This is a genomic window from Ureibacillus sp. FSL E2-3493 (genome assembly GCF_038077515.1).
GTDB classification, from domain to species: Bacteria; Bacillota; Bacilli; order Bacillales_A; family Planococcaceae; genus Ureibacillus; species Ureibacillus halotolerans.
The window spans coordinates 593619-619755 of the sequence record NZ_JBBOPK010000001.1 but is presented as its reverse complement, the minus strand read 5'-3'; the positions used below and the strand labels follow the sequence as shown (position 1 = coordinate 619755).

The window sequence follows — 26137 nt, the reverse complement described above, 5'->3', positions numbered from 1 at the left end:
CTTTATAAAATAAGCAAAGTTAAAAATAAACCTAATAACGTAATAAATAATATTGGTATTGTAAGTATAATCCCTGTTTTTAAATAAGTTCCCCAAGAGATTTTAACTCCCTTTTGGGATAAAACGTGTAACCAAACTAACGTTGCGAGAGAACCAATTGGTGTAATTTTTGGACCTAAATCAGAACCAATTACATTCGCATAGATAAGAGCTTCTCTTATAATCCCACTAGTATTCGTTTCTGCAATGGCTAACGCATCAATCATAACAGTTGGCATATTGTTCATCACAGACGACAAAATTGCTGCGATGAAGCCCATAGCAATTGTAGCTACAAATAAACCTTGTTGTGCAAAGGTTTCAATAACACTAGCTAATGACCCTGTTAACCAAGCATTCCCTAAACCATATACAACAACATACATTCCTATGGAAAAAAAGACGATATTCCATGGTGCCCCTTTTACAACAGCAGTTGTATTCACGACTGAACTTCTTCTAGCCATTAATAAGAAAAATATTGCAATGACACCAGCAATGATTGAAACTGGCGTACCAATAAATTCACTTGTAAAGTAACCAATTAATAATAACGCAAGTACATACCATGACAAATGAAACATTTTATGGTCTTTAATTGCCTCATTTGGATTTCTTAATTTAGAAATGTCATAATTCCTTGGAATACTTTTTCTAAAGTAAATTAGTAATACTGAAATTGTTGCAACTAAAGAGAAGATGTTTGGAATAATCATTCTCGAAGCATATTCAACAAATCCGATACTAAAGAAATCGGCCGACACAATGTTAACTAAATTACTTACAATGAACGGTAGTGATGTTGTATCTGCAATAAATCCACTTGCCATAATGAATGGGAAAATCATTTTTTCTTGAAAATTTAAATTTCGAACCATCGCTAAAACAATAGGTGTTAAGATTAAAGCCGCTCCATCGTTTGCAAATAATGCTGCGACAATAGCGCCTAAAATACTAACATAAACGAACATTTTTATCCCATTACCTTTTGCAGCTCTAGCCATATGTAAAGCAGCCCATTCAAATAACCCAATTTCATCTAAAATCAATGAGATCAAAATAATCGCTACAAAAGATAAAGTGGCATTCCAAGTAATCCCTATAACTTCACTAACGTCTTCAAAATTAACTACACCTACTAATAATGCAAGTATTGCTCCGCCACAAGCGGTCCAACCGATATTTAAACTTTTCGGCTGCCAAATAACAAATATTAATGTTACTAAAAAAATAATTGTTGCCAAAACAGATGTTAACAATCCATGTTCCTCCTACACCATTGACGCTCATATATAATCGTATGATTATATAATAATTCACTTATATAACGAATACAATCCCATCAACTTTATTTACACTTATAAAAGGTAGAAAACGCCATAAACGTTTCTACCTTTTAGATTGTACCATTATACAGTTTGTTTTTCAGACGATAAAGAATATAGAATGTTCCCTAATCGTTTAATTCCCTCTTCGATTATTTCCGGAGAAGTGTTTGTATAATTTAAACGGAATGTGTTGACGTTCGATTTATTTGTATAAAATGGATCTCCTGGTACGAAGGCTACTTTTTCTTCCATCGCTTTATAAAATAAGTCCAAAGAAGATGTTCCTTCCGGAAGCGTCACCCAAATAAACATGCCCCCATCTGGTTTTGTATAGTTCACATAAGTAGGGAAATATTTTGCTATTGCATTTAACATCGTTTCGGCTTGAGTTTTGTACAGTTGAACGATTTTTTCTATATGGGATCGTAAATCATTGTTTACTAAATATTTGTGAATAATCATTTGGGAAAAAATGTTCGTGTGCAAATCCGTTGCTTGTTTAGCTGTATTCACATGATTCATAAGTTCTTTATTTTTCGTTGCCATATAGCCGATTCGCATCCCTGGTGTGACAATTTTAGAGAAGGAACCTAACAATACTGAATTCTCTAAACGTCCAGCACCAATGTAAGGTATTTTTTCACCACTCCAACGCAATTCACCATAAGGATCATCTTCAATTAAAACAACATCATATTTTTTTATCACTTCATAAATAGCTTCCCGATTATCTTTCGTATATGTAATACCTGTTGGGTTATGAAAATTTGGTACAAGATAAATAAATTTAATATGCTGATTATGCTTTAACGTATTCTCCAATTGTTCTACATTTAGCCCATCTTCTTTTAACTGAACAGAATAAAAACTTGGTTCAGCTAAAGTAAAGGCTTGAATAGCTCCTAAATAACCAGGCTCTTCCATAACAATTCCTTCTCCTTTATTTACAAGAACTTGCGAAATAAGTTGTAATGCTTGTTGAGAACCGGTTGTAATAAGAATATCTTCAGGATTGAAATTTAAGCCATAGTCCTTTTTATATTTATCAGCAATATATTGGCGTAATGGTAAATAACCTTCTGTAGTAGAATATTGGAATAATTTCGCTCCATTTTCTTCAATGGCACAATGAATCGATTTTTGTAAATCTTCAATCGGAAACGAGATAGGATTTGGTAATCCTCCTGCAAAGGAAATGACATCTGGTGCATCTGTCACCTTTAAAATATTTCGAATAAACGATGATGGCGTATTTAAAATTTTTTCGGAGTACTTCATTTTATTTCCCTCTTTTGTTTGATAGTCGCTGATTATGAATTAATCAGTGTTATCCGATTTTATCAGACTATTCTAAAAATTTCAAAGAGTAATTGTAAAAATTCATTTGAAACATGGAATTTGCACATTGCCATTAACATGAATTTGCTGGAATACTCTTATTTTATTCAATATTAAGTTAACATTATTCTAACTTTTGCTTTTATAAAACAAGTTTCAAGTTACCCTTCTTATGTTACTTTCGAAATAAAAAAAATACCCAATTAAAGAAGCACTTTAATTGGGCACCCGATTATTGCTCTGGGGCTAATTCACTTTCTTTTAACCAATAATGATCTGTTACAGTTTCTCCTAATGAGTTCGTATAATCAACCACATAAACAGTTGTCTCTTCAACAGTATCAATGACGCCTTGCGCACCTAACATACCCTCTAAATGGTCTGCGTTAATAATTACATCAGCCCCTTGATCTAACGTTCCTTCGTCAACCGGGTCCAATTCCCCTTCTACAAACCATTTATGATTTTCCTCATAAGGATCACCGTTCGTAGGTGTGTAAGAAACGGAATAAACCGTCGTATCATAGGCAGCCTTTATCGTTGCTACTGCCCCTTCCATTCCATCTGTATGACTTGCGTTTACAATGGCTGTACTACCAACTGGATACTTAGGATTTTCTGCTTCTTTTAACCCTTCTGGTACTTGCCCATTATGCTCAGTATGTTCACCATGTCCGCCATCTGCTTCTGGCTGTTTATCCATTCCTTCTTGATTATTCGTAACATTCGTACCCGTTTCCGTCGTATCTCCATTATTCGTATCATTTACTCCGCAAGCTGCCAATGAAAGGGCTGCAACAATTGTCATGATGCTAGTTAATAATTTATGACCCATTCTAATCCTCCTAATATTCTCTTTCTATATTAAGGATTGAACTTTGAACTCGTTTCTATTCATGAAAATAACTACATATTATAATGTTTAAAAAATGGAGACATTTCTTCTATGAAACGATTATTTACTTATTTCAACTTTTTGTAACCGTAGTGCATTAAAAACAACGGATACAGAACTAAAGGCCATTGCAGCTCCTGCTAACCATGGAGCAAGGAAACCCGCAGCTGCAATTGGAATACCTAGAGTATTATAACCAAAAGTCCAAAATAAGTTTTGTTTTATATTTCTCATCGTTTTATGACTCATAATGATCGCATCAGCAATACTATTCAAATCACCACGAATTAACGTAATATCTGCGGTTTCCATCGCAACATCCGTACCTGTACCAATGGCCATTCCAATATTAGCAACAGCTAACGCTGGTGCATCGTTAATACCATCTCCTACCATGGCAACCTTTTTTCCCATCCCTTGTAATTTCTTTATTTGTGCAGTTTTTTCTTCAGGGAGCACTTCTGCAATAATTCGAGTGATTCCCACTTGTCTTGCAATTGCCTGAGCTGTCCGCTCATTATCCCCTGTCATCATAATGACATCCATTTTCATTTTATGAAGTCGTTCAATAGCTTTTTTAGAACTCTCTTTTACTGTATCTGCAACAGCTACTAATCCTGCAAATTGTCCATCAATACTCGCTAATATAACGGTTTTCCCCTCTGATTCAAGTCGTTCCATTAAAGAAACAACAGCAAAACTATCAATATTGTATTGCTCTATTAGTTTACGTGTACCAACAACTACTTCTTTTTGATTTACGATTCCTTTTACTCCGTATCCTGGAATAGCTTCAAATTCACGAACATCTCTCATTTCAATTCTTCGTTTACTAATTCCTTGTACAATAGCTTGGGCAAGGGGATGCTCAGATTTCCTTTCGATCGAACCGAGAAAAGAAAGAAACAATCTTTCACTCATCCCCTCTACGACAAAAACATCTGTAAGTTCTGGCTTCCCGTTTGTAATTGTCCCTGTTTTATCTATAACTATTGTGTCTATTTGATAGGTTTGTTCAAGATGTTCTCCACCTTTAAATAAAATCCCTAACTCGGCTGCACGCCCAGAACCAGCCATTATTGAAGTTGGGGTTGCAAGTCCTAAAGCACATGGACATGCAATTACAAGTACAGCTATTAAAGCTTCTAATGCTGGAGCAAATTCTCCAGGCGTTATAAAGACAAGCCAAGTTAAATAAGTAACGATCGCAATCCCAATCACGATTGGAACAAAAATTCCCGAAATCTTATCAGCTAAACGCTGTATAGGTGCTTTAGATCCTTGGGCATCTTCTACTACTTTAATAATTTGGGATAAAGCTGTATCTCTTCCTACCTTTGTTGCTTTCATTTTAATAAAACCATTTTTATTTATAGTAGAACCATATACCGTTGAACCGATTGTTTTATCGATTGGAAGACTTTCCCCTGTTAACATCGATTCATCGACCGCCGTATTCCCTTCTAGAATTTCACCATCTACTGGGATTTTTTCTCCGGGTTTAACGAGCATAATGTCCCCAATGGCAACTTCCTCTAGCGGAATCTCTTTTTCCATATCCTTTCGTAGAACAAGGGCAGTTTTTGCTTGTAACTTCATCAACTTTTTAATCGCTTCAGAGGAGCGACCTTTTGCTTTCGCTTCAAGTAATTTCCCGAGCAAAATTAAAGTAATTAGTACCGCGCTTGTTTCAAAATAAAGTTGGGAATGATAACTAGTTCCTTTTGATATCGTTTGAAAAACGCTATATAAATACGCAGCGGATGTACCCATTGCAACAAGAACATCCATATTAGCACTTTGATTTTTTAAAGCTTTAAATGCACTAACATAAAACTGCCAGCCAATAATAAATTGTACCGGTGTTGCTATTACCATTTGAACCCATGGATCATTTAAAAAGTCCGGTATATAAAGAAAAGACGTAAATGTGAAGTGACCAACCATTGTCCATAAAAGCGGAATGGAAAGAACAGTCGAAACGATGAACTTTACTTTTAGCTTTTCAATCGCCTGTTGTCGAAAATCGACTCCCCCTCGTTCATTGTCTTTTACATGGGCACCATAACCTAACTGCTCCACACGACGAATAATATCCGTAACCGACACTTCAGATGGATTAAATTGTACCGTTGCATTTTCCAACGCTAAATTTACGTTGGCTAACGAGATTCCTTTAAATTTTTGAAGGCCCCTCTCAATTCTCGTTGCACAGGCTGCACAGGTCATGCCAGTAATGTGCAAACTTGTTTCCCTTTGTTCATTTGTCAATTTTCTTTCACCTACTTCCCAATACCTTTACAGGGTATATAATTGATATGAAAGAGAGTGCTTTAATAGAGCACTCTTGAAAAACTTCTATTCAACATCATAACCTTGATCATCAATCGTTTCTTTAATTTGAGTAAGGGTTACTTGTTGTTCATTATAAGCTACATCAACTTTTCCCTGTTCTAAATTAACTTTTCTTCATGAACACCATCTAAAGCACCAACACTTCCTTCAACGGCTTTCACGCAATGTCCACATGACATCCCTTTAACGTTTAAAGTTACGTTCTCCATTTGCATCACTCCTTATGTTTTAATAGCTCTCTTAATACTATATAGGGGTATATTATTTCCTCATTAACTTTTGAATCGTCACTAACAACTCGTCCAAAACTTCTTCATCCCCAACAGCTAAACGATCTACAACACATCCCTTTAAATGACCTTGTAATAGAACTTTCGCTACACTGTTTAACGCTGATTGTGTGGCAGCTAATTGCGTGATAATGTCGTCACAATAGACATCCCGATCAACCATCCCTTTTATTCCACGAATTTGCCCTTCAATTCGGTTAAGGCGGTTCGTTAAATCCTTTTTCACGCTTTCTGGATGATGACTTTTTCTGCAATGGGATGACTCGCTCATGTCTTCCTTCACGTTTTCCAGTTTGGTCAACTCCTCTTCTTCAATAGGTAAACTAAATCCTTTAATCGTTACAACACGCCCCATCCTCGTTTAAATGACCAGAGCGATTAATTTTCGTTTGTAAATAATTTTTATTATATTCAGAAACGTCACCCCATAATGGCCTTCTAGCATTAACGGATAAACCTGATTGTTTCAGAGCTTCTAATTTTTTCGGATTATTTGTAATAAGTGTGACAGGCTTGGAACGAAGCGCTTTTAACACTTGAATCGCATCGTCATAATTTCTTGAATCATTAACAAAGCCCAATGCATAGTTAGCATCTACTGTGTCATAGCCATTTTCTTGTAGAAGGTAAGCCATTGCTTTACTAAATAAACCAATGCCTCTTCCTTCATGATTGGCTAAATAAAATAATGCTCCTGTTCCATGATCTACAATAATTTTCATGGATTGTTTCAGTTGATAACCACAATCGCACCTTTTACTTCCAAAAATATCGCCTGTATGACAGATGGAATGCATTCTTATTATCGCATCATCCTCATCAGTAAAATTTCCATAAACGAGAACACTCGATTGCTGCATTTCAGCTAAATTAATCGAAGATAGTTTTTCAACAATTTTTTCAATATCTTGATATACTTCATCACAATTTAACCAACAATACCATTGGAAAGTAACCGTTTCATCATATAAGTTCACAGGTAATTTTATCGGACCAACTAAATATATCGCGCCCTTTTCCGTCTGAATAAGTTTAATTTTATCCTTTAAAATTGAAATAACTTGTTGATCTAAATTCATAGAACCGCCTCCTAAAGTTAGTTTGCAACTTACCAAGTTTTTTATGTTAGGAATACCATCGTAACGTTGCTCTTTTTATAACTTCTATTTTGGAGACGAAAAGAAAAAGGTTTCTTTATATCACTTTATTAACCAGCAACATAAAAAATACATCGATCATTCACTTTTCATCAAAAGCAAACTTCTATTGAAAAATCTTTTAAGTACAAAATATAAACTACTATTAGGAGTATTTTATAAAGATGATTCTCTTTTTCGAACAATGATGATGATAATCTTGGCATTCATCCATTGATTTCCTCATTTTATAAGCTTAAAATTTGCTATAAGAAGATTTTGGTAAGGGATACATAAGGGGGTGTTTCAATGATCGACTTTATCCTAACACTAAAACCAATTTATCAAGTAATACTCGCTACATTGTTTACTTGGGGAATGACAGCATTAGGTGCTGCACTCGTTTTTACAACAAAAAATTTCAATCAACGTTTTTTAGATAGTATGTTAGGCTTTGCCGGCGGTGTTATGATTGCTGCAAGCTTTTGGTCTTTACTATCCCCTGCGTTAGAAATGGCAGAGGGGGGACGTTTTCCTTCATGGCTCTCTGTAGCAATTGGTTTTTTACTTGGTGGTGCTTTTCTTTTTGCCATTGATAAACTGTTGCCCCACCTTCATCCGAATGCAGCAATTGAAACAGCTGAGGGTATACAACCAAAACGAAGAAAGCGAAGTACTTTGTTAGTCCTTGCCATCACATTGCATAACATACCGGAAGGATTAGCTATTGGTGTTTCTTTTGGAGCTGCTTCCCTTGGTTCCCCTTCCGCTTCAGTTGCTGGAGCCCTTGCTTTAGCAATCGGGATTGGTATCCAAAACATACCTGAAGGTGCTGCAGTTTCAATGCCCCTTCTACGGGACGGATTATCCAAAAAGAAAAGTTTTCTTTTTGGTCAATTTTCAGGGATGGTAGAACCTATTTCTGCCATTATTGGATTTCTGGCAGTTGCTTTTATTGAACCATTATTACCCTTCGCATTAGCCTTTGCAGCTGGTGCAATGATTTTTGTTGTCGTAGAGGAAGTTATTCCAAGCTCACAAGAAGAAGGAAACAAAGACTTAGCTGTCTTGTCATTAATGATTGGATTTACCATTATGATGATTTTAGATGTGGCATTAGGTTAAATTGAATATAGAAAAAGGAGATGCTCTTAGCTGAGCATCTCCTTTTCATTATTTAAAATCAATTTGTGTTAACACTGGATCATGGTCACTTGCACGACCTGATTCTTCAGTAAAGTCGGAATTAACGTGTAAAATATCAAGTACTGCTTTCTCAACTAGATTGCTAGATACGAAAATGTGATCTAGTGCTTGAGAATTTCCTTGGTACGTATACGTATAACGATCCGCTTCATCTAATGAATAAATCATATTCACCATTGATTCATTGTCCCCTTCTAATGTTTGAAGGGCAGGCGTCCATTGGAAATCATTAAAGTCTCCCAATGCTACAATATTTGCTTCTGGATTTTGTGATTGAATCGATTCTACAAAGTTTCGAATAATAGAAGCTATCTGAATCCGTTGTTGTTCACTGCCTAGTACAGGTGGTTGGATTGAACCAAATAAAGGTGAGTCACCTGACTTTGAATTCCAATGATTTGCAATGACAATAACTTGTTCATCATTAAATGTAAACTGTGCAGCTAAAGGTTTTCTACTATTAGAAAAGGCATCATTTGTAGGATCAATACGTCCTGGATTTAATGTTAACGCCCCATTAACATATTCCGTCCCCGTAGTTGCGTTACCAACGGCTTGTGCTTCAGTTAACGATACTCGTTCAGGATTATAAAGGAAACCGACACGAATGTTACCACCAGGTGCTCCACCATCTTGATTATACTCTGGATCAATATTGACATATTCATATTGAGGACCACCTTCAGCAGCGATGGCATTAATCAATGTTTGATAACTTTGATCCGCAGCTGAACTTCCTGAATCAGTTTGACCATCATTATCTTGCATCTCTGTAACTCCAACAATATCAGGTGAATTTAATTTGTCCGCAATGGCTACAGCAATTTTCTTCACTTTTTCTGAATCAGATTGGGCAGAGAAGTTTTCCAAATTATAAGATGCGATTGTTAACTTTTCGTCGGATGCTGTAATAGCAGTTGTATCTGGTGCCTTTCCACCATCGACTATTTTACTTTGAACATCTGTATTATCTACATAGACTTTATAGTTGGAATAACCATAGTTTACAATACCAGTGATAGGTCCATTAACTTGATCGCCTGTATTAATATCGCCACCATTTGTTACTTCCTTTTCACCGTTAAATAACTTCAGTTGAATTCGTTCAGGATTCGTATCCGTTTCACCTAATAATAGACCACCGTTCGTTGTAGTAGCTTCAATTGAGTCAAATACAGTTATAATTTCACCGTACTCTTCTGGAGAAACAACACGCAAGCTACTTTCTGTGCCTTCACCAATTTGAACGCGCATTCCTTCTAGGCTTTCCCAGAAATCAATCGCATCGCTCGTTGGGTCAAAGGATGTTAATTCATCATCATCAATCGATTCAGAAGGAATCATAGATGGTGTAATAACAACTGGATCTGGTAATTCTACATTACTTTTCACAACTGTAATCGAACCGTTTCTCGCATTAATTTCCGTTACAGTTAAATCTGTATCCGCATCATCATATCCGTCTAAACGGTATTCATCTACAGTACCAGTAACACTTACTAGATCTCCCACTTTGAATGAGTATGAAGATGAAGCATTACCTGCATAGACAACAATTCCTTCTGAAGTACTAGAATCATTATCTTCTGTCCCCTTTGCAGATTGCATATAGAAGTATTGGCTACCATCTAACTCAAACAAAGAAGTAATTACCCCTTGAACCCCGTCTACAACACTACCGTCAAAGGAAGATGTGTGATCAGCCCCTTGAATTTGGCTAATCGTTGGTGATTCATCATATACTTCATAGGATATACTAAAGATATCACTATCCGTTAAACCTTCTTTTATAGCAATCGCTTTAATAGTTGTTGGTTCATTGATGACAATTGGTTCTGAATATACAGCACTATCCTTTGTTGGTTCTGAACCGTCCAATGTGTAATGAATTGTTGCACCTTCTGTTATAGTTGAAAGCTCAATTGCAGTTCCTACAGGAATTAATGTGGAACTAATAGAAGGTTTAATTCCCTGTACTTTTGTTGCATCTTCAATCACATCCGCTAAACCACGCGGTATAATTTGATACGTGCTATTATATTGTTGAATAATCCCAGTAAGAGAATCATAGGTTTTCCCTACTTCTAATCCTAAGGAACCATTTTCATCACGTACAACAAAGTTATTCCCTTCAGAATCGTTTGCTGCATAATTTCCTGAACCATTATTAGCCGTAACCGTTACTTGTTGTACAGTTGCTAATTTGGACTCATTCTCTTCATTAATCCCCGCACCTGTTATGTCAATAGGAGAAAATTCATTTCCAGTAGAGACTCTTTCGACTAAAGAAGGACTTTGAAGTTGCAAAAGCCCTCTATAGTCCGCTAGTTCTCCAGATAATACGACTTCATCTCCAACTTCTACTGAATCTGCTAAACCATATACAGCAATAGCAGCAGTTTCATCTTGAATATGGATCGTATTTTTTAATTTTCCCGTTACAATTCCTTGTACTTGTACCTCTCCAGTCCCTTGTTCGCGAGCTTGGGCAATGGTAATTGTTTCCCCCTCTCCTGGCTCTTCAACAATGTAAGGATGTTGGCCAAGATTTTCAAAGGAGTCTTTCCCTAAATTCGTCCATTCCGTCTCAAATGTAAAAGCATCAGTCGGGATGGCATCTCCAGTCGTTACATCCGCATTTCGTACGAGAGTTACATCTTTTGCAAAATCACTACTTGATCCAATTTGTCCAATGGAATCGACTATTTCATCATTCTTTTTTAAAACTAAAGGATCATTTCCATTAAAATTAATCACCGTCGAATTTTCTATTTGACCGACTGATTTAATTTCATCCGTTGCTTGGCCATGATATAAAACAATCGCTTCTCCAGCTTCTAAAGTGCCATGTAATTCCATAGATTTAACGCTCTCAGGAGCACCATTTGTATAAATCTCTAATGTGTACTCGGAAAGATCGATGACGGAACTAGAAGCGTTATACAATTCAATCGCTTTATTATAACTACTTCCTTCAATATATTGGGAGATCATTAAATCTCCCCTAGAAACCTCCTTTGATACATCAACTATCCTTCCTTCAGTAGATGTTGGAATACTTTCTACACTTACTAAATAATCACGGAAGTTTTCCCAATCGGATAAACCTAAATCGGTCACACGTCCTTCAGCATATGCTGTTGCGAATACGTCGTAACCATCTCCACCTTTAGCAGTGAAAGCATTTGTTGCAACTGTATATGTTTCATCATCTTGAATTTCTACAAAATTACCTTCTGCATCCTTGTAATAGATGGCAACTACCCGTTCTCCAACTGGTTTTGTTGAATCAAATTCAACTTTCCCACCAGCTACATGTAAAAATCCACCGTTTTCAGCTGGGTATTCTTTAAAACTAATTTCAAAGGCAGCTTTTAACTCGGCACCTGTAACCGTCATCGTTGCCAATGTATTTCCAAAAGGTAAAACGGTAATCACTTCTCCAACGGTTACTGGTCCAGCATCAATAGCTGAACGGATACCGCCACCATTTTGAAAGGCTAATACAACATTTTCGTTATACTGTTTCGCTTTTTCAAGCATACCGTTCGTAATTAAATTACCAAGAATCGTTTCACTATTTCTGACGCTGACCCCTTCCGTATTTCCACTATCTGTGATGCGAGGATTTGTAAGGGGTTCATTTAATGTTACGCCAATTTCTTCATTCGTAATTTCAGCTATTCTATCCGAATAAGGAGCTAATAGCTCTTTTGCTTCTGGATCTTCTTCAAAAGAATTCACTTCTAGCAGTTGGCCACCATACTCTGTAATAACACCTTGTTTGTCAAAAGTAAGATTTAATTGGCCTAAAAATTCACTATACTGATAAGCTTGTACAATTACTGTTGGTTCCTTTTCTTCTCCATCTAAATCTTCAACAACTAAAGTAGGTTCATCTAATTGTGTATGACTATGACCACCTACAATAACATCAATTCCTTCAACTGCACTTGCTAAAACTAAATCATTATCGATTTCAGCATTATCGTCGTATCCAATATGAGTTAAGGCAACAATTTTGTCTACACCCATTTTTTCGAAAGCTTTTACTGCTTTTTCTGCTTCTTTAATATAGTTTTCAAAAGCGATACTGCCAGGACTTGAAATGGCAGCCGTTTCTTCCGTCGTTAAACCGAAAATCCCAACTTTTTCGCCTTTAATTTTCTTTACAATTCCTTGATAGATTTTCCCGTCCTTCGGTTTGCTTGAAACTAAATCAGAGAATAGTCCGTCAAACTTATTATCTTGTGAGAAGTCAACATTAGCACTTACAAATGGGAATTTTGCCCCTTCAATAAAATCAACTAGTGCTTGATGACCTTCCGGCGAAGAACCTAAATCAAATTCATGATTACCAAAAGTCATTGCATCATAACCCATTAAATTTAAAAACGTTAAATCGGCTTGCCCTTGAAACTCATTAAAAAATAGAGTGCCACTAAATACATCTCCAGCATTTAAAAGAAGTGTATTTTTGTTTTCTGCTCTCACTGTTTCAACAGCTGTAACTAACTTTGGAACATTGTCTAAATGGGCATGGGAATCATTCGTATGCATTATCGTTAATTCAAAATCTTTTTTCCCTTTTCCCTTATCTTTGTCTTTCCCTTTTCCGTTCCCTTTACCATTCTCTTTTTTATCCACACTTTGTTTCGCTGGGTGTTGATATTGAGCTACTTTTTCAGATTGATTACTTTTCCCTTCCGATTCCGCTGCCAACACAGTTGGTGTAACGGATCCAATTGTTGAAGCTACAAGCGTCGTTGCCAGTGTTGCTTTGAAGAAACGATCCCTACTTTTTTTAGAAAAATGCATTCATTTGCCCTCCATTATTTGTTTAATGTGCTATTGGTAAATCATGTAGTAAATTAGTAATTGTAAAATTTCATACGAATAAAGTAGACTTTATATTACCTACATTATTAGAAAAATAATTCGAAAGAAATAGATTATTTGTAAAATAATCGTAAATAATTATAAAAAAAATCGTTTCCACGTAAATTTAACGAATCATAAATATTATTTTTCAGACTTTTTTGATTTATTTAATAAATTTTTGCCCCGAATATAATTTAAACTGTTGAAACATCGCATATATAGGTATTATTAACTAAAAATAGTCTTAATAAGGATGTAAACACACTCCTATATCTTTAGTATGGTTCATGAAAAACCAACTATGTTTGTTAAGAAATTTTTCATTTCTTTCCTTAGATATCGTTCATTCTAAAAAAAATAGCAAAACGCCCCTAAATCTTAGGCGCGTTTTGCTTCTTTCCAATTTTTAAACTACTCTTCTTCTTCCATTATTTCATCAAAGGCAGATGATACTTTATCGAATTCCTCATCACTTTCAATGGCACTAAAATCTCCTTCTTCATCTACCTTTAAGAAGAAAACATCGATATCCTCTTCTGTTTCTTCTTGTAAATCTTCCACAAATCCTACCGCAACATATTCCGTTCCTTCAATATTAATCGCTGCAAGAACTTCAACTTCTAATTCCTCGTCATTTTCGTCGGTAATCGTGAAGATTTCCCCTACTTTCAATTCATCCATTCGTCCATTCTCCTTCTTAAAAAAGTCTGTTTAAACATATTATTTTATTGCCATTTCTGGTCAGATTCATACAACATTTTAGAAAAATCAAGTACCACAAAAAGTACGATACGGTAAATTCGAAGGTACAGGTAATTGGCTATATTCTTGATGTTCCGGCGAATCATCAAAAGGATTAGCAAGTACTTTTAGTAAACGTTCCATCACACTGTAATCACCATTATTTACTGCTGCATCCAACGCTTCTTCCACACGATGATTTCGAGGAATAACTGATGGATTTCGTTCTTTCATTAATTGGGTCGATTCTTCCATCGACTGTTGTTGTCTAGAACGTCGCTCTTGCCACTTTTTTTGCCATTGATCAAAATCTTCTTGATCGTGAAGAGAAGTCATTTCCAACTTGTTGACCGTTAACGCTCGGAACGTATTTGTATAATCCGCTTCATATTTCTTCATCATATCGAGTAATTCGTTTATTAATTCTTTATCTTGCTCTTCTTCATTAAATAATCCTAATTTTCCCCGCATTCCTCTAAGCCAGTTCTTCTCAAAAAGGAGCGGATATTTCGCTATTTCATTTTGGGCAATTTCGACCGCCTCATCCTCCTCATCATGTAATAATGGAATGAGTGTTTCAGCAAAACGGGCCAAATTCCAGCCACCTATTTTCGGTTGATTACCATATGCATAACGTCCTTTTGTATCAATCGAACTAAAAACTGTATCAGGATCATACGCGTCCATAAAAGCACATGGTCCATAGTCAATCGTTTCCCCACTAATGGTCATATTATCCGTATTCATAACACCGTGGATAAAACCAACCAATTGCCATTTACAGATTAACTCCGCTTGTTTTTTAATAACTTCCTGAAGTAAATAAAGGAATCGATGATCACTATTAGGGATATCTGGGTAATGGCGGACAATTGTATAATTCGCCAACACTTGTAGGTCTTCATAACTTCCCCAATTAGCGATAAATTGAAAAGTTCCGACACGGATATGACTCGATGCAACACGGGTTAGGATGGCACCGGGTAATTCCATTTCTCTAATAATTTTTTCTCCTGTTTCCACTACAGCTAAGCTTCTAGTTGTTGGTATACCTAGTCCGTGCATTGCTTCACTAATTATATATTCTCTTAGCATCGGACCAAGGGCAGCCCGTCCATCCCCTCCACGGGAAAAGGGAGTACGACCAGACCCTTTTAGTTGAATATCATATCGTTCTTCTTTTGGAGTAATTTGTTCCCCATAAAGGGTAGCTCGTCCATCTCCTAGCATCGTAAAATAACCAAATTGATGCCCTGCATAAGCTTGAGCCAAAGGGAAAGAACCTTCAGGGGCTACATTACCTGCAAGAATTTGCACCCCTTCTTCACTCTGAAGCTCCTCACTATTTAAGCCAAGTTCACTTGCTAGTTGTTTGTTCAGTATGACTAACTTCGGATTACTTACTGGATGCAGCTTTAAACTTGCATAGAAAGAATCGGAAAGTCTCGCATAACTATTATCAAAGTTCCATCCTATTCCCATATAATCCCCTTTTCTCTTTACCGAGTAGTTTACTTCATTTAAGATGAAGCCATTTCTTTAACAAAATATACTAAGTTAACCATCATTCATTAACATTGTAAGCCAAGTTCCATCATTATACACTACCTAAGAAAACAAGACATAAATTCGCATACTTTTAAACAAATAATTCCTTAAAACATCATTCTAACTGTAGGTTTGTTCATGTTTTTTTACAATTTTATTATTCTCCATAACCGTTGGATCTATGATAATTTCAAAAACTATATGGATTTTTAAAAAGTAATCTCTTTGTAAACGCTTTTTTGATTTTAATCCGGTTTATTCATAAATTTTTTACTCAACGAAAGAACTTTCTGTGGTAATATATCCTAATCAAATAAGTTAGAAAGAGGAGAAACATGAGCGAAACACTTCAAACACCTCCAAAAAAGTTAAATTTATTTCATTTAACTTGGCCGATTTTTTTAGAGGTATTTTTATTTATGTTAATGGGGCTTGCCGATACGTTTATGTTAAGTGCGGTATCAGATAATGCGGTTTCAGGGGTCGGCACAGCTAATCAATATATACACATCGCCATTTTAATTTTAGAAGTTGTCGGGAATGGGGCTGCCATCGTTGTTTCCCAATATCTCGGTTCTCGTCGGTATTTTGAAGCAGCAAAAATTTCCGCTTTAGCCGTTACATTAAATTTATGCCTCGGATTATTAATGTCGGTCCTATTTATTTTCTCTTCCAACCAATTAATGATCATGATGAACTTGCAAGGAGCAGTACTTGAACATGCACAAAGCTATTTAATCATCGTCGGAGGAGGGATATTCCTTCAAGCTGTTATTAATTCTTTAGCAGCGATTATTCGTGTACATGGTTGGACAAAGCAAACGATGTTTGTTTCATTAGGAATGAATATTATCCACGTAGTTGGAAACTATATTTTAATTTTCGGTAACTTTGGTGCTCCTGAACTAGGGGTACAAGGTGCTGCGATTTCATCGGTAGTTAGCCGATTAATTGCCGTTTTCATTTTCTTCTGGCTACTATATCGAGCATTAGAAGTCAAAATAAAGATGGCATACTATTTTTCCTTTTCTAAGGAATATGTACAGAAAATTTTATACATTGGTTTACCAAGTGCCTTTGAACAAATTATGTACCAAGTTTGTCAAATTGTATTCTTGTACTATGTAACATACCTTGGTGCAGAAGCTCTTGCCGCACGACAATATGCGAATAATATTTCGATGTTTACCTATCTATTCGCCATTGCGATAGGGATGGGTACTTCCATCATCGTTGGTCGTTTTGTTGGTTCAGGAGATAAGGACTCTGCTTATAAGCAAGTATGGTCTAGTGTAAAGGCAGCACTCGTTTTCACTGTAATTATCGCAGCGGTCGTAACTATATTCCGTGAACAATTAGTTAGCTTATTTACCGATAATCCAGAAGTAGTCAAATTTGGTGCTTCTGTATTAGCTTTAAGTTTATTGTTGGAAACTGGTAGAACGATTAACATCACAATCATTAACTCGTTACGGGCTTCTGGGGATGCTCGTTTCCCTGTCAAAATAGGATTCTTATCCATGATATGTATGAGCTTACCTTTAGGATACTTATTAGTATTTGTATTCGATTTAGGGTTAGTCGGCGTTTGGCTAGCCATTGCTGCTGATGAATGGACCCGTGCTATCATCGTATTATTTAGATGGAAAAGTCGTAAATGGGAACAGTACGCCTTAGTATCTCCAGATAGAGATGTTGAACCTACTGAAAATCCAGTTACTACTTAAAAACATATGAACCCGTCAAGAGTGCTTTCTGTAAGCACTCTTTTTTATATAAAAAATGACTTCCGCGTTGGAAGTCATTGAAAACTAATGTTTATCTACTGGTAGTTTCGGTAACGTTTCACTTAGCTTGCAATATTGAACGAAAACCCGAGCTAGTTCGCGAAGACGATCTTGAATCGTAGCATCTGTAATTTGATTATTTTCATCAAAATGAGATGAATGGGTATATACATAGTTAGGTGTTACTAAACAACGGAAGTAATCTAATATTGGTCTAAGCTGATTTTCAACTACTAAATGGTGCTGATATGTACCACCATTTGCTACCATTGAAACTGGTTTATACCGCATCGCTTTTGGGTCAATCATATCAAAAGCATTTTTTAATACGCCTGGAATCGATGCTTGATAAATTGGCGTTGCAATAATATAGCCATCAGCTTCTTCAAATTTTCGAATCATCATTTGCATATCTTCATTTAATGGGCTACCATCCAAAATTTGATGTTTTAAATCAGCGAAATATAATATTTCAAGCTCTAAGCTGCTATTATATTCTTTAATATATTGTTCAACTTGACGCAATATCGCACCTGTTTTATTACCGAATACAGTGCCATCCACGAGTAAAATTTTCATGTTGAGTATCCTCCACTTTTTATTTCCATTCGTTATTGTAACAGATGCGATAAAGCACGAGTAGGGAACAAGTTTGGATTCAATAAATTTCAGTCTTTTGGCGGAATTTCCGTTTGATTCGCCTTTTCCATTGCTTTTTCCATTCTTCGGGTTGGTGAAGTAAGACTAACGATCGTTGTTCCAACATCAAATGACCGCTTTATCCCCTTTGTAAAAAATATGAGGTGATGATCCTTATCCACTGCAAATAATGGGATTGTTTTATGTCCATCGCCATCAAGATAACGTTCAAATGTATATTGTTCCGTAAGCTGTGTTTTACGAATCATATATCCTTCATTAATAAGACGATTTAATGTGTAAATATCATAATCTTCATCAAATAATGTCTTTCCAACGATTGATTGACTGTAGTCACTTAAGTCCCCCGTAGGAATGGGTGTTTGAAAAATATGTTCCCGACCTAGTTCAGGAACGAAACGTTGGCATATAAGGGCATTATACGCATCCTCTTCTGTGGCGGCTACTAATATTTCGTAAGGAGTTAAGTCTACATGAAACTCCGTATATTCACTTAAGATGTCCCCTACTTCCGTTTTTATCCCTAATTGACGAGCTTCAGATAAGGCACTCCAAGATCGGTCGATAATAAGAACAGGTTTTTGAAAACTTTGTATCGCTTCACCTAAAACAGCTGTAAAAGGACTACCTCCGACAATCGTTACCCCCATTTCATCCGTACATTGCAAATTTAATTTCTTCGCAAGCCAGCTAATGGATAAACCATGGGCTAAAACGGTGGCAAATACTAATGCTAATGTTAAAGCTGTAATAATATCAGCATCTTCAAATCCAGATTCCGTTAAAACACTAGCAAAAAAGCCGGAAACGGTTAAGGCGATAATCCCTCTTGGTGCAATCCATCCAAGTAATAGACGTTCCCGCTTCGGTAATCCTACTCCAATAGTAGAAAGCCAAACCGATACCGGTCGGACAACAAACAACATCGCTAAAACAAATAAAAGCATACGCCAGTTTAAAATATCGAGTAACGTCTCGATTGATAAAGAAGAAGTTAACATGATAAATAGCGTAGAAATAAGAAGAACAGAAACATTTTCTTTAAAGTGCAGTAATTCTCTTAATGATGTTAAATGCATATTTGCCATGACAATTCCCATGGCAGTGACAGCGAGTATCCCTGTTTCGTGTATGATTTCTTCTGATAGTACAAATACCAAAAGTACACTGACTAAGACGACTGGAGACTTTAAAAATTCAGGAATAAAACCATGTTCCAGTAAACGGCCTAATAGAAACCCTACCCCTGCTCCAATAATGGCAGAAAAAATAGAAGCAACAAAAAATAATAAAAGGGACCCTTCCGAGATCATGCCATTCATATATAAAACCATTTCGAGTGCGAATAGGGCGACTAACGCACCGAATGGGTCCACAATAATGGCTTCCCATTTTAGGATTGTAGCCGGACGTTCTTTTAACTTAGCTTGGCGCAATAATGGCAAAATCATCGTAGGTCCAGTAACGATAAAAAGTCCACCCATCACAAAGGCAACATCTATTGATAGCCCAGCTATAAAATGAGCGGCTAAGGACCCAATAATCCATGCAATAAAGGCACCTAAAGTAGAAATACGAAAAATCGATTGGCGGAATCCTTTAATTTCTCGAAGGTCTAAGCCCAAACTCCCTTCAAATAAAACAACGGCAACAGCTAGCGCAATAGTCGGATTAAACACTTCTCCAAAACTTTTTTGCGGATTGAATAATCCTAACAAAGGACCGACTAGCAAACCGACTAGTGACATAATAACGATGGCAGGGAGTTTAAATCGCCAAGCTACCCATTGCGATAAAATTCCTAGTCCTACAATTGCAACGATTTGAATTAGTAGATTGTCGAGCATTGTAACATCCCTTTCAGCCAAATTAAAAATCAAAAAATCCTCCATTAGTATTTACGGAGGACGTTCTTTCATTCCATTTGAAAACGCTATTTATCAAGTTCATTTTTCGTTTTGATTTCCATTAATCTTTCTTGATTAAATACAACTTCTTCATCTATCGGTGTCGGTTCTTTCTCTTTAAATTTATCCCAATTAAATAACTGTTCCCTTGGAATAGCTTTTTCTACTTTAGCTTCAGGCATTTTCATTGTAGAAAGTTGCTGTGATTCATATATTGTTACCGGAGATTTTTTGCCAAAAAGAGCAATGACTTTCATTGCTAATGCAAGCTGAGTTGCTTCGATTGGACGATATTTTTTCAACGGTCCAATAAAAAACGGATTTAATCCTTTTAATAGCCATTCACCCGTTTTCTCACCTAAACGAAATTCCATTCTGTCTCCAACTAATAGAGAAGGTCGGACAATCGATAATTGGGGTAATTCTAAAGCCATTAATTCTCGCTCTAGCTTTCCCTTCACCTTATTATAATAAAAGGCAGATTTTTCACTGGCGCCGATAGCAGAAATGATAATAAAGTGCATAATGCCACATTTTTTTGCTAGAGATGCTATGTGTAATGGATACTCCACATCTATTTTTTCGAATTGCTCTTTAGTCTTCGCCTTTTTCATCGTTGTTCCTAAACAACAAAAAACTTCATGGGCAAAATCTATATCCTTTTCTTCTAATTGATCAAAGGAACGCACTTTAACGGTTAGTTTTGGATGCTCGAAATCCAGCTTTCTTCTAGATAGAACTGTCACCGATACATATTCTTCACTGTCACAAAGTAGTTTTACGAGGGCCGTTCCGACAAGCCCTGTCCCACCTACTACGATGGCTGAACGCATTTCCACTTTCACGCCACAACCTTTCATGTTTTTCGTCTAATCAGCATAAAATTGTTAATCTAAGTTTCTACTAATTTATAGTGTTAATTTTCACACATACTTTCTAATTTTTCACCATAATTTAATTAATAGTTGGGAAAGGATGGGATTTTATGAAAAATGAACTAAGTGTCACTTCGATAAAAAAGAAAATTGCTTTTGTAGTTGAGCATAGTTCAATCAAAGGGTATTATCCCCTTGAGCGTGCCGCTACGTTAGCAAAACTATTAAATGATGAAGAAAGCGTTTATGTATTTTTAAAACAAGATGGACATGAAGCAATTGAAATTTTTACAGATTTACAACTTTCTCCTATTTTATTCGACCATTACTCAGAATTAAAAACTCAGATTCGTAGTCTTGAACCTGATTTAATCGTTCAAGATGGCAAAGATACATTAGTTGAACAAATGGAACAGCTTAGACCTTTCTGCAAAACGATTGTTCATTTTGATGATTTTGGCGATGGTGCTGAATTAGCTGATTGCAATATTATTGCCCTTTTTGAGGAAGTAAGGGAAAATACAGCACAAAACATTTTATCGGGTAGCTTTGCTTTTGCTGTAAAAGATTCCCTTAAAGCAATTGCTAAGGAACGGGTTTCAAACGAATTATCAAATCCACCTCATATTGTCGTTGCTTATGAAGATGGTGATGAAAACAATTTAACCTATCGAACTTTACGCCATTTAACCCAGCTACAAATCCCACTAAAAATTACCGTTGCAATTGATCGAGAATATCGCCATTCTGTAGAAGATTTACAAATGATGGTGTTAAGTCGCCGTAACACGAAAATTTTTAAAGATGACCAAGCTTTAGAAAAACTCCTCCATGAAGCAGATATTGTGATTTGTAATGCGAATTATACTCCTTATAAAGTAGCAACAGTAGGTATTCCTTGCATTACAGCTGCTCAAAATGAACGGGAATTAAACAATGCCTTTCCAAGGGAACATAACGGATTTATTCATCTCGGTTTAGGACGTAAGATGAAACAATCTAACATCCAAAATGCCGTTATGGAATTATTATTGCATGAAGCACGACGAGAACGGGCAGTAAGAAAACAATTTGAATTGGAAATTTCGGATAACAATGAAGTCATTAAGTCCTTATTATTAGATTTTGCTTATGAACGTCATAATATGGTTTCTTTATAGACTAGCCATGACGTGATGGAATCTGCCGAATATTACGAGATACCCCTTCTTCGAATATTAATGAAAATAGCTCCCTTCTTATGGTACAATGTTTGTACGATTATTTTGTACGAAATTATTATGAAGGAGCTACTTTCATGTTAACTAAATCAGAACTTCAACAAAAAATTGCAGAATTAAAAATGGATTATATAAATCTTCAAGGTGATATCGAAAAGCTTGAAAGTACAGGCCATGAAGAGTCTGTTCGAAAAGCAGAAGAACGCCTTTCAAACATGGAAAAACAACTAGCAGAACTGAATAAACAGCTCGCGGCGTTGTCTTAACCCGCGAGTTTTTTTATATCCTAAAAACTTATAAAACGTTGAAATATATTATCGGAGGAACAGATTATGGCAATATTAACAGTGGAAAATTTAGGACATTCCTTTGGTGATCGCACCCTATTTAAAGATGTTTCATTCCGCCTTGTCGAAGGTGATCACATCGGATTAGTCGGAGCGAATGGTGTTGGAAAATCCACATTAATGGGGATTATTACAGGTCAAACGATTCATGACACAGGCCGCGTAGAATGGCTACCAGGTACACATTATGGCTATTTAGATCAGCATACGGTTTTAACAGCAGGCCGTACTATGCGGGATGTTTTACGAGATGCCTTCCTCCCTCTTTATAAAAAAGAAGAGGAATTAAATGAAATCGCCAATAAAATGGCAGATGCTACCCCTGAGGAATTGGAAGCATTATTAGAACAAATGGCTGAAGTACAAGATGCTCTTGATGCCGGAGATTTTTATACATTGGACATTAAAATCGAAGAAGTAGCGCGCGGTCTTGGTTTGGATGCAATTGGATTAGATCGAGACGTGGCAGCCCTTTCCGGTGGTCAACGTACGAAAGTATTACTTGCTAAACTATTACTTGAAAAACCGAAAGTATTGTTGCTAGATGAGCCGACGAACTATTTGGATGAAGAACATATTACATGGCTTTCAAATTATTTGAAAGAATATCCCCATGCGTTCCTATTAATCTCCCATGATACGGAGTTTATGAACGGTGTGGTAGACGTTATTTTCCATTTGGAATTTTCAAAGCTTACTCGTTATACAGCAACTTACGAGAAATTTTTAGAGTTAGCCGAAATCAATAAACGCCAACATATCGATGCCTACGAGAAACAGCAGGAATTTATTAAAAAACAAGAAGAGTTTATTGCGAAAAACAAGGCACGATACTCTACAACTGGCCGTGCTAAATCACGTGCTAAACAACTTGATCGGTTAGAACGAATTGATCGCCCGGAAACGGCTGTTAAACCTGAGTTTAGTTTTAAGGAATCACGGGCTTCTAGCCGGTTCATAGTAGAAGCAGAAGATTTATTAATCGGTTACGATAAACCGTTACTTCCTCCCCTTACGTTTACAATTGAAAGGGGCGAAAAGATTGCTTTAATCGGGATGAATGGTGTCGGGAAATCCACATTATTAAAAACAATGCTTGGTAAAATAAATGCTCTAGGTGGAAAAGTTACAAGGGGAGATTTCCTCTTCCCTTCTTATTTTGAACAAGAAGTAAAGCCAGATAAAATAACACCTATTGATGATGTATGGAATGCCTTCCCAAGTATGGATCAACACCAAATCCGTGCTGCCTTAGCTCGGGCCGGGTTGAAAAACGAACATATCTCCCGCCCATTAAATTCCTTATCAGGGGGCGAGCAAGCAAAGGTTCGTTTATGTAAACTAATGATGGAAGAATCGAACTGGTTAATTTTTGACGAACCGACAAACCACTTAGATGTAGATGCTAAAAATGAATTAAAACGTGCTATGAAGGAATATAAAGGAACAATCGTCTTAGTATCCCATGAACCTGAGTTTTATGAAGGACTAGCAACAAAAGTTTGGAATGTCCAAGATTGGTTCACAACAGGTAAAACAAATTTATAAATGTCAAAAACGGTTTGGATTCCTTAGGAGTTCAAACCGTTTTTTCATAATCTACTATTAAACATTATTAAATTTCTCCCCCTCTCTATTATTCTTATCAGCATAGTTTTAAACATATTTTTTGATTATTTATCAAATCAACTTGTAAAAAATTGAAACTTTTCTTTTCCTAAGACGTATATATTTATAGGAAAACGGTTATATATTTATATGTAAGATGCCCACTTATAAAATATGGAAAAGCTATTGACTTATAATTATCTTACTGATAAGATATAAATATATTTAAAAATATCTTATTTGTAAGCTATTACAAACAAAAGAAGGCGAGGAGATTTTATGGCAGTTACAATTTACACACAATCTAGCTGTTCCTCTTCACGAAAAGCCATTAAATGGTTAAAAGAAAATAATATTTCTTATAATGAAAAACGTATTACTTCACAACCTTTAACATTAGCAGAATTTAAAAATATTTTAAGAATGACTGAAGACGGTACAGATGAAATTATTGCTACAAACTCCAATGATTTCAAAAATTTAAATATTGATATCGACCAATTATCAATTCAAGACCTATATAACTTAATTCAACAACACCCACGTATGTTACGTAGCCCGATCTTACTTGATGAAAAACGCATTCAAGTTGGCTATAATGAAATGGACATTCGTCGTTTCATCCCACGTAAAGTACGTGCTTATGAGTTAAGTGCCATGCAAAGATTGGCAACACAAGGTTAGTCAATAGTCTAGCGATATACATTTCGTATTGAATTAGTTTTGAAACATGCGAAACAAGACTTAAGTGGAGCTGAACATAATGGATAACCAAAGATATGAATCACTTTCCTCTCTTTTTGAAGTAGTGTCTTCATTGGAGCGAAAATGGGCAAATGAATGGAACCATCAAAATATATTAGGATTTTCAAAATCTCATATTTTACTGTTAGATTTATTAGCTAAAGAGGGACCCAAACGCCCCTCTGCTATTGCTGAGCGCTTAAAAGTGACAACTGGTGGCGTAACCGTTTTAACAACAAAGTTGATTAAAGCGGGACTTATTGAAAAGACCCAAAGTAGTGCAGATCGTCGCGCTTCTCAAATCGTCATTACACCAGAAGGTAAAAAAATATTAGAAGAGTCACAGGCTCAGGTGACAGCAATGGTGAATTCAATGTTCGGCATGCTTACAAATGACGAAATTCAAACGCTACATAACATCTTCGAAAAGTGTCTTGTAAATAGCAATGGGCTTAATAAATTAAAAGATGAAGAATAATTTAAAGTTACTTATAAAAAAACGCAAGGTGCATTCATTAATGTACCTTGCGTTTTATATTATTTCAAAATAAAAGAGACTCCCCCTTCTTAATTGTGAGAGAGTCTTTTTCAAATTACTATTAAGCCATAACCACATCTTGTAAAGATGCATCTGCTAGTAAAATTTCCTTTAATCTAGCCTTTGCTCGGAATAAACGTGATTTTACTGTACCGATGGATACTTTCATTAATGTTGAAATTTCAGCCAATGAATATTGATCAACATAGAAATACCATAATGTTCTTTGATAAATTCCGTCCAATTGTTGCATTTTTTCTTGTACAATTTTTGTTACGACTTCTTTTTCCACTTGATCTTCCGTAGAAATTTCATTATTGGGAACCAAATCTAAAATCGGAACGTCTAATGTTTCAGGTTGACTCATCATATATTTACTTCTTCTTACATTTTTACGATAGCGGTCGCGAAATGTATTCATAGTAATAGTAGTAAGCCAAGCTTTTACGTGGTCAACCTTCTCTACTTGTTCTTCATTACGAACAACTTTGACCCAAACTTCTTGCATTAAATCTTCGGCTTCAGCTATATTGCGTGTTAATTTTAAACATAAATGATATATGTAACGATTATATTCTTCATAAATTCCTGTTAAACAGTTATTCATTTTTTCTTCCTCCAATTTCTAACTACCTTCTATATACATTTTCCCAAAAAATTGTATTACACTCTATCGGATTTGCTTTCAATTTCA

20 protein-coding genes and 1 pseudogene are annotated in these 26137 nt (G+C 35.9%); 7 read left to right on the top strand and 14 right to left on the bottom strand.

Translation table 11 applies throughout. From position 1 onward, the window contains the following. Window positions 1-2: 2 nt before the first annotated feature. The 7 genes and pseudogenes from MHH69_RS03405 to MHH69_RS03375 form a co-directional block, all read right to left on the bottom strand. The gene (locus tag MHH69_RS03405) at window positions 3-1298 is read right to left on the bottom strand and encodes an arsenic transporter (RefSeq protein ID WP_122970665.1); all 1296 of its coding nucleotides are present in this window, start codon (window positions 1296-1298) and stop codon (window positions 3-5) included. Window positions 1299-1448: 150 nt separating this feature from the next. Continuing rightward, complete coding sequence (locus MHH69_RS03400; protein ID WP_122970666.1) at window positions 1449-2645, bottom strand: aminotransferase-like domain-containing protein; 1197 nt, start codon at window positions 2643-2645, stop codon at window positions 1449-1451. Window positions 2646-2937: 292 nt separating this feature from the next. Then, on the bottom strand, window positions 2938-3540 hold the full coding sequence (locus tag MHH69_RS03395; protein ID WP_122970667.1) for a YdhK family protein: 603 nt from the start codon (window positions 3538-3540) through the stop codon (window positions 2938-2940). A 120-nt stretch (window positions 3541-3660) separates the two neighbouring features. Beyond that, the gene (locus tag MHH69_RS03390; RefSeq protein ID WP_341361747.1) at window positions 3661-5871 is read right to left on the bottom strand and encodes a heavy metal translocating P-type ATPase; all 2211 of its coding nucleotides are present in this window, start codon (window positions 5869-5871) and stop codon (window positions 3661-3663) included. Between the two features lie 87 nt (window positions 5872-5958). Continuing rightward, window positions 5959-6164 (bottom strand): annotated as a pseudogene (gene copZ / locus MHH69_RS03385) (copper chaperone CopZ). Between the two features lie 52 nt (window positions 6165-6216). Then, window positions 6217-6516 (bottom strand): metal-sensing transcriptional repressor, encoded by a 300-nt coding sequence (locus MHH69_RS03380; protein ID WP_122970787.1) that lies wholly within the window; start codon window positions 6514-6516, stop codon window positions 6217-6219. Between the two features lie 61 nt (window positions 6517-6577). After that, entirely contained in the window at window positions 6578-7324 is a 747-nt protein-coding gene (locus MHH69_RS03375; protein WP_122970668.1) for a GTP cyclohydrolase II, read from the bottom strand. Window positions 7325-7690: 366 nt separating this feature from the next. On the opposite strand from MHH69_RS03375, the gene MHH69_RS03370 reads away from it, so the two are divergent. Then, window positions 7691-8506 carry a ZIP family metal transporter gene (locus MHH69_RS03370; protein ID WP_122970669.1) on the top strand — a complete coding sequence of 272 codons (816 nt, stop codon included), beginning with the start codon at window positions 7691-7693 and terminating at the stop codon, window positions 8504-8506. 48 nt (window positions 8507-8554) lie between these two features. On the opposite strand, the gene MHH69_RS03365 is transcribed toward MHH69_RS03370, so the two are convergent. The 3 genes from MHH69_RS03365 to MHH69_RS03355 form a co-directional block, all read right to left on the bottom strand. Then, entirely contained in the window at window positions 8555-13405 is a 4851-nt protein-coding gene (locus tag MHH69_RS03365) for a 5'-nucleotidase C-terminal domain-containing protein (protein WP_122970670.1), read from the bottom strand. A gap of 474 nt (window positions 13406-13879) precedes the next feature. Beyond that, a complete protein-coding gene (locus MHH69_RS03360; RefSeq protein ID WP_122970671.1) occupies window positions 13880-14149 on the bottom strand; it encodes a DUF1292 domain-containing protein in 270 nt (89 codons plus the stop codon). An 87-nt stretch (window positions 14150-14236) separates the two neighbouring features. After that, window positions 14237-15691, bottom strand: coding sequence for a protein adenylyltransferase SelO (locus MHH69_RS03355; RefSeq protein WP_122970672.1), 1455 nt, complete (start codon window positions 15689-15691; stop codon window positions 14237-14239). A gap of 401 nt (window positions 15692-16092) precedes the next feature. Between MHH69_RS03355 and MHH69_RS03350 the strand changes: the two genes are divergently transcribed. Next, window positions 16093-17484 carry an MATE family efflux transporter gene (locus MHH69_RS03350; protein ID WP_122970673.1) on the top strand — a complete coding sequence of 464 codons (1392 nt, stop codon included), beginning with the start codon at window positions 16093-16095 and terminating at the stop codon, window positions 17482-17484. An 84-nt stretch (window positions 17485-17568) separates the two neighbouring features. On the opposite strand, the gene MHH69_RS03345 is transcribed toward MHH69_RS03350, so the two are convergent. The 3 genes from MHH69_RS03345 to MHH69_RS03335 all read right to left on the bottom strand — a co-directional run bounded on the left by MHH69_RS03345 (window position 17569) and on the right by MHH69_RS03335 (window position 20956). Beyond that, window positions 17569-18123, bottom strand: a complete 555-nt coding sequence (locus tag MHH69_RS03345; RefSeq protein ID WP_122970674.1) for an NADPH-dependent FMN reductase — start codon at window positions 18121-18123, stop codon at window positions 17569-17571. An 89-nt stretch (window positions 18124-18212) separates the two neighbouring features. Further along, entirely contained in the window at window positions 18213-20084 is a 1872-nt protein-coding gene (locus tag MHH69_RS03340; RefSeq protein ID WP_341361746.1) for a cation:proton antiporter, read from the bottom strand. 53 nt (window positions 20085-20137) lie between these two features. Further along, window positions 20138-20956: an NAD-dependent epimerase/dehydratase family protein gene (locus MHH69_RS03335; protein WP_341361745.1), complete on the bottom strand. Its 819-nt coding sequence runs from the start codon at window positions 20954-20956 to the stop codon at window positions 20138-20140. 140 nt (window positions 20957-21096) lie between these two features. On the opposite strand from MHH69_RS03335, the gene MHH69_RS03330 reads away from it, so the two are divergent. The 5 genes from MHH69_RS03330 (at window position 21097) to MHH69_RS03310 (ending at window position 25383) form a co-directional block, all read left to right on the top strand. Then, a complete protein-coding gene (locus MHH69_RS03330; protein ID WP_341361744.1) occupies window positions 21097-22146 on the top strand; it encodes a PseG/SpsG family protein in 1050 nt (349 codons plus the stop codon). Between the two features lie 80 nt (window positions 22147-22226). Further along, a complete protein-coding gene (locus tag MHH69_RS03325; protein ID WP_122970676.1) occupies window positions 22227-22472 on the top strand; it encodes an SE1832 family protein in 246 nt (81 codons plus the stop codon). A gap of 66 nt (window positions 22473-22538) precedes the next feature. Further along, entirely contained in the window at window positions 22539-24101 is a 1563-nt protein-coding gene (locus MHH69_RS03320) for an ABC-F family ATP-binding cassette domain-containing protein (RefSeq protein ID WP_341361743.1), read from the top strand. Window positions 24102-24440: 339 nt separating this feature from the next. Then, window positions 24441-24845 carry a transcriptional regulator Spx gene (gene spx, locus MHH69_RS03315; RefSeq protein ID WP_122970678.1) on the top strand — a complete coding sequence of 135 codons (405 nt, stop codon included), beginning with the start codon at window positions 24441-24443 and terminating at the stop codon, window positions 24843-24845. 79 nt (window positions 24846-24924) lie between these two features. Continuing rightward, on the top strand, window positions 24925-25383 hold the full coding sequence (locus MHH69_RS03310) for a MarR family winged helix-turn-helix transcriptional regulator (protein ID WP_122970679.1): 459 nt from the start codon (window positions 24925-24927) through the stop codon (window positions 25381-25383). Between the two features lie 121 nt (window positions 25384-25504). Here MHH69_RS03310 and MHH69_RS03305 read toward each other — a convergent pair whose 3' ends face one another. After that, entirely contained in the window at window positions 25505-26050 is a 546-nt protein-coding gene (locus tag MHH69_RS03305; protein ID WP_122970680.1) for an RNA polymerase sigma factor, read from the bottom strand. Between the last annotated feature and the right edge of the window lie 87 nt (window positions 26051-26137).

What these genes read in the sequence shown, in the direction of transcription:
- MHH69_RS03400 (WP_122970666.1), bottom strand. Translation starts at nt 2,645, where the DNA reads ATGAAGTACTCCGAAAAAATTTTAAATACGCCATCATCGTTTATTCGA.
- MHH69_RS03395 (WP_122970667.1), bottom strand. Translation starts at nt 3,540, where the DNA reads ATGGGTCATAAATTATTAACTAGCATCATGACAATTGTTGCAGCCCTT.
- MHH69_RS03380 (WP_122970787.1), bottom strand. Translation starts at nt 6,516, where the DNA reads ATGAGCGAGTCATCCCATTGCAGAAAAAGTCATCATCCAGAAAGCGTG.
- MHH69_RS03375 (WP_122970668.1), bottom strand. Translation starts at nt 7,324, where the DNA reads ATGAATTTAGATCAACAAGTTATTTCAATTTTAAAGGATAAAATTAAA.
- MHH69_RS03370 (WP_122970669.1), top strand. Translation starts at nt 7,691, where the DNA reads ATGATCGACTTTATCCTAACACTAAAACCAATTTATCAAGTAATACTC.
- MHH69_RS03365 (WP_122970670.1), bottom strand. Translation starts at nt 13,405, where the DNA reads ATGCATTTTTCTAAAAAAAGTAGGGATCGTTTCTTCAAAGCAACACTG.
- MHH69_RS03360 (WP_122970671.1), bottom strand. Translation starts at nt 14,149, where the DNA reads ATGGATGAATTGAAAGTAGGGGAAATCTTCACGATTACCGACGAAAAT.
- MHH69_RS03355 (WP_122970672.1), bottom strand. Translation starts at nt 15,691, where the DNA reads ATGGGAATAGGATGGAACTTTGATAATAGTTATGCGAGACTTTCCGAT.
- MHH69_RS03350 (WP_122970673.1), top strand. Translation starts at nt 16,093, where the DNA reads ATGAGCGAAACACTTCAAACACCTCCAAAAAAGTTAAATTTATTTCAT.
- MHH69_RS03345 (WP_122970674.1), bottom strand. Translation starts at nt 18,123, where the DNA reads ATGAAAATTTTACTCGTGGATGGCACTGTATTCGGTAATAAAACAGGT.
- MHH69_RS03330 (WP_341361744.1), top strand. Translation starts at nt 21,097, where the DNA reads ATGAAAAATGAACTAAGTGTCACTTCGATAAAAAAGAAAATTGCTTTT.
- MHH69_RS03325 (WP_122970676.1), top strand. Translation starts at nt 22,227, where the DNA reads ATGGTACAATGTTTGTACGATTATTTTGTACGAAATTATTATGAAGGA.
- MHH69_RS03320 (WP_341361743.1), top strand. Translation starts at nt 22,539, where the DNA reads ATGGCAATATTAACAGTGGAAAATTTAGGACATTCCTTTGGTGATCGC.
- spx (WP_122970678.1), top strand. Translation starts at nt 24,441, where the DNA reads ATGGCAGTTACAATTTACACACAATCTAGCTGTTCCTCTTCACGAAAA.
- MHH69_RS03310 (WP_122970679.1), top strand. Translation starts at nt 24,925, where the DNA reads ATGGATAACCAAAGATATGAATCACTTTCCTCTCTTTTTGAAGTAGTG.
- MHH69_RS03305 (WP_122970680.1), bottom strand. Translation starts at nt 26,050, where the DNA reads ATGAATAACTGTTTAACAGGAATTTATGAAGAATATAATCGTTACATA.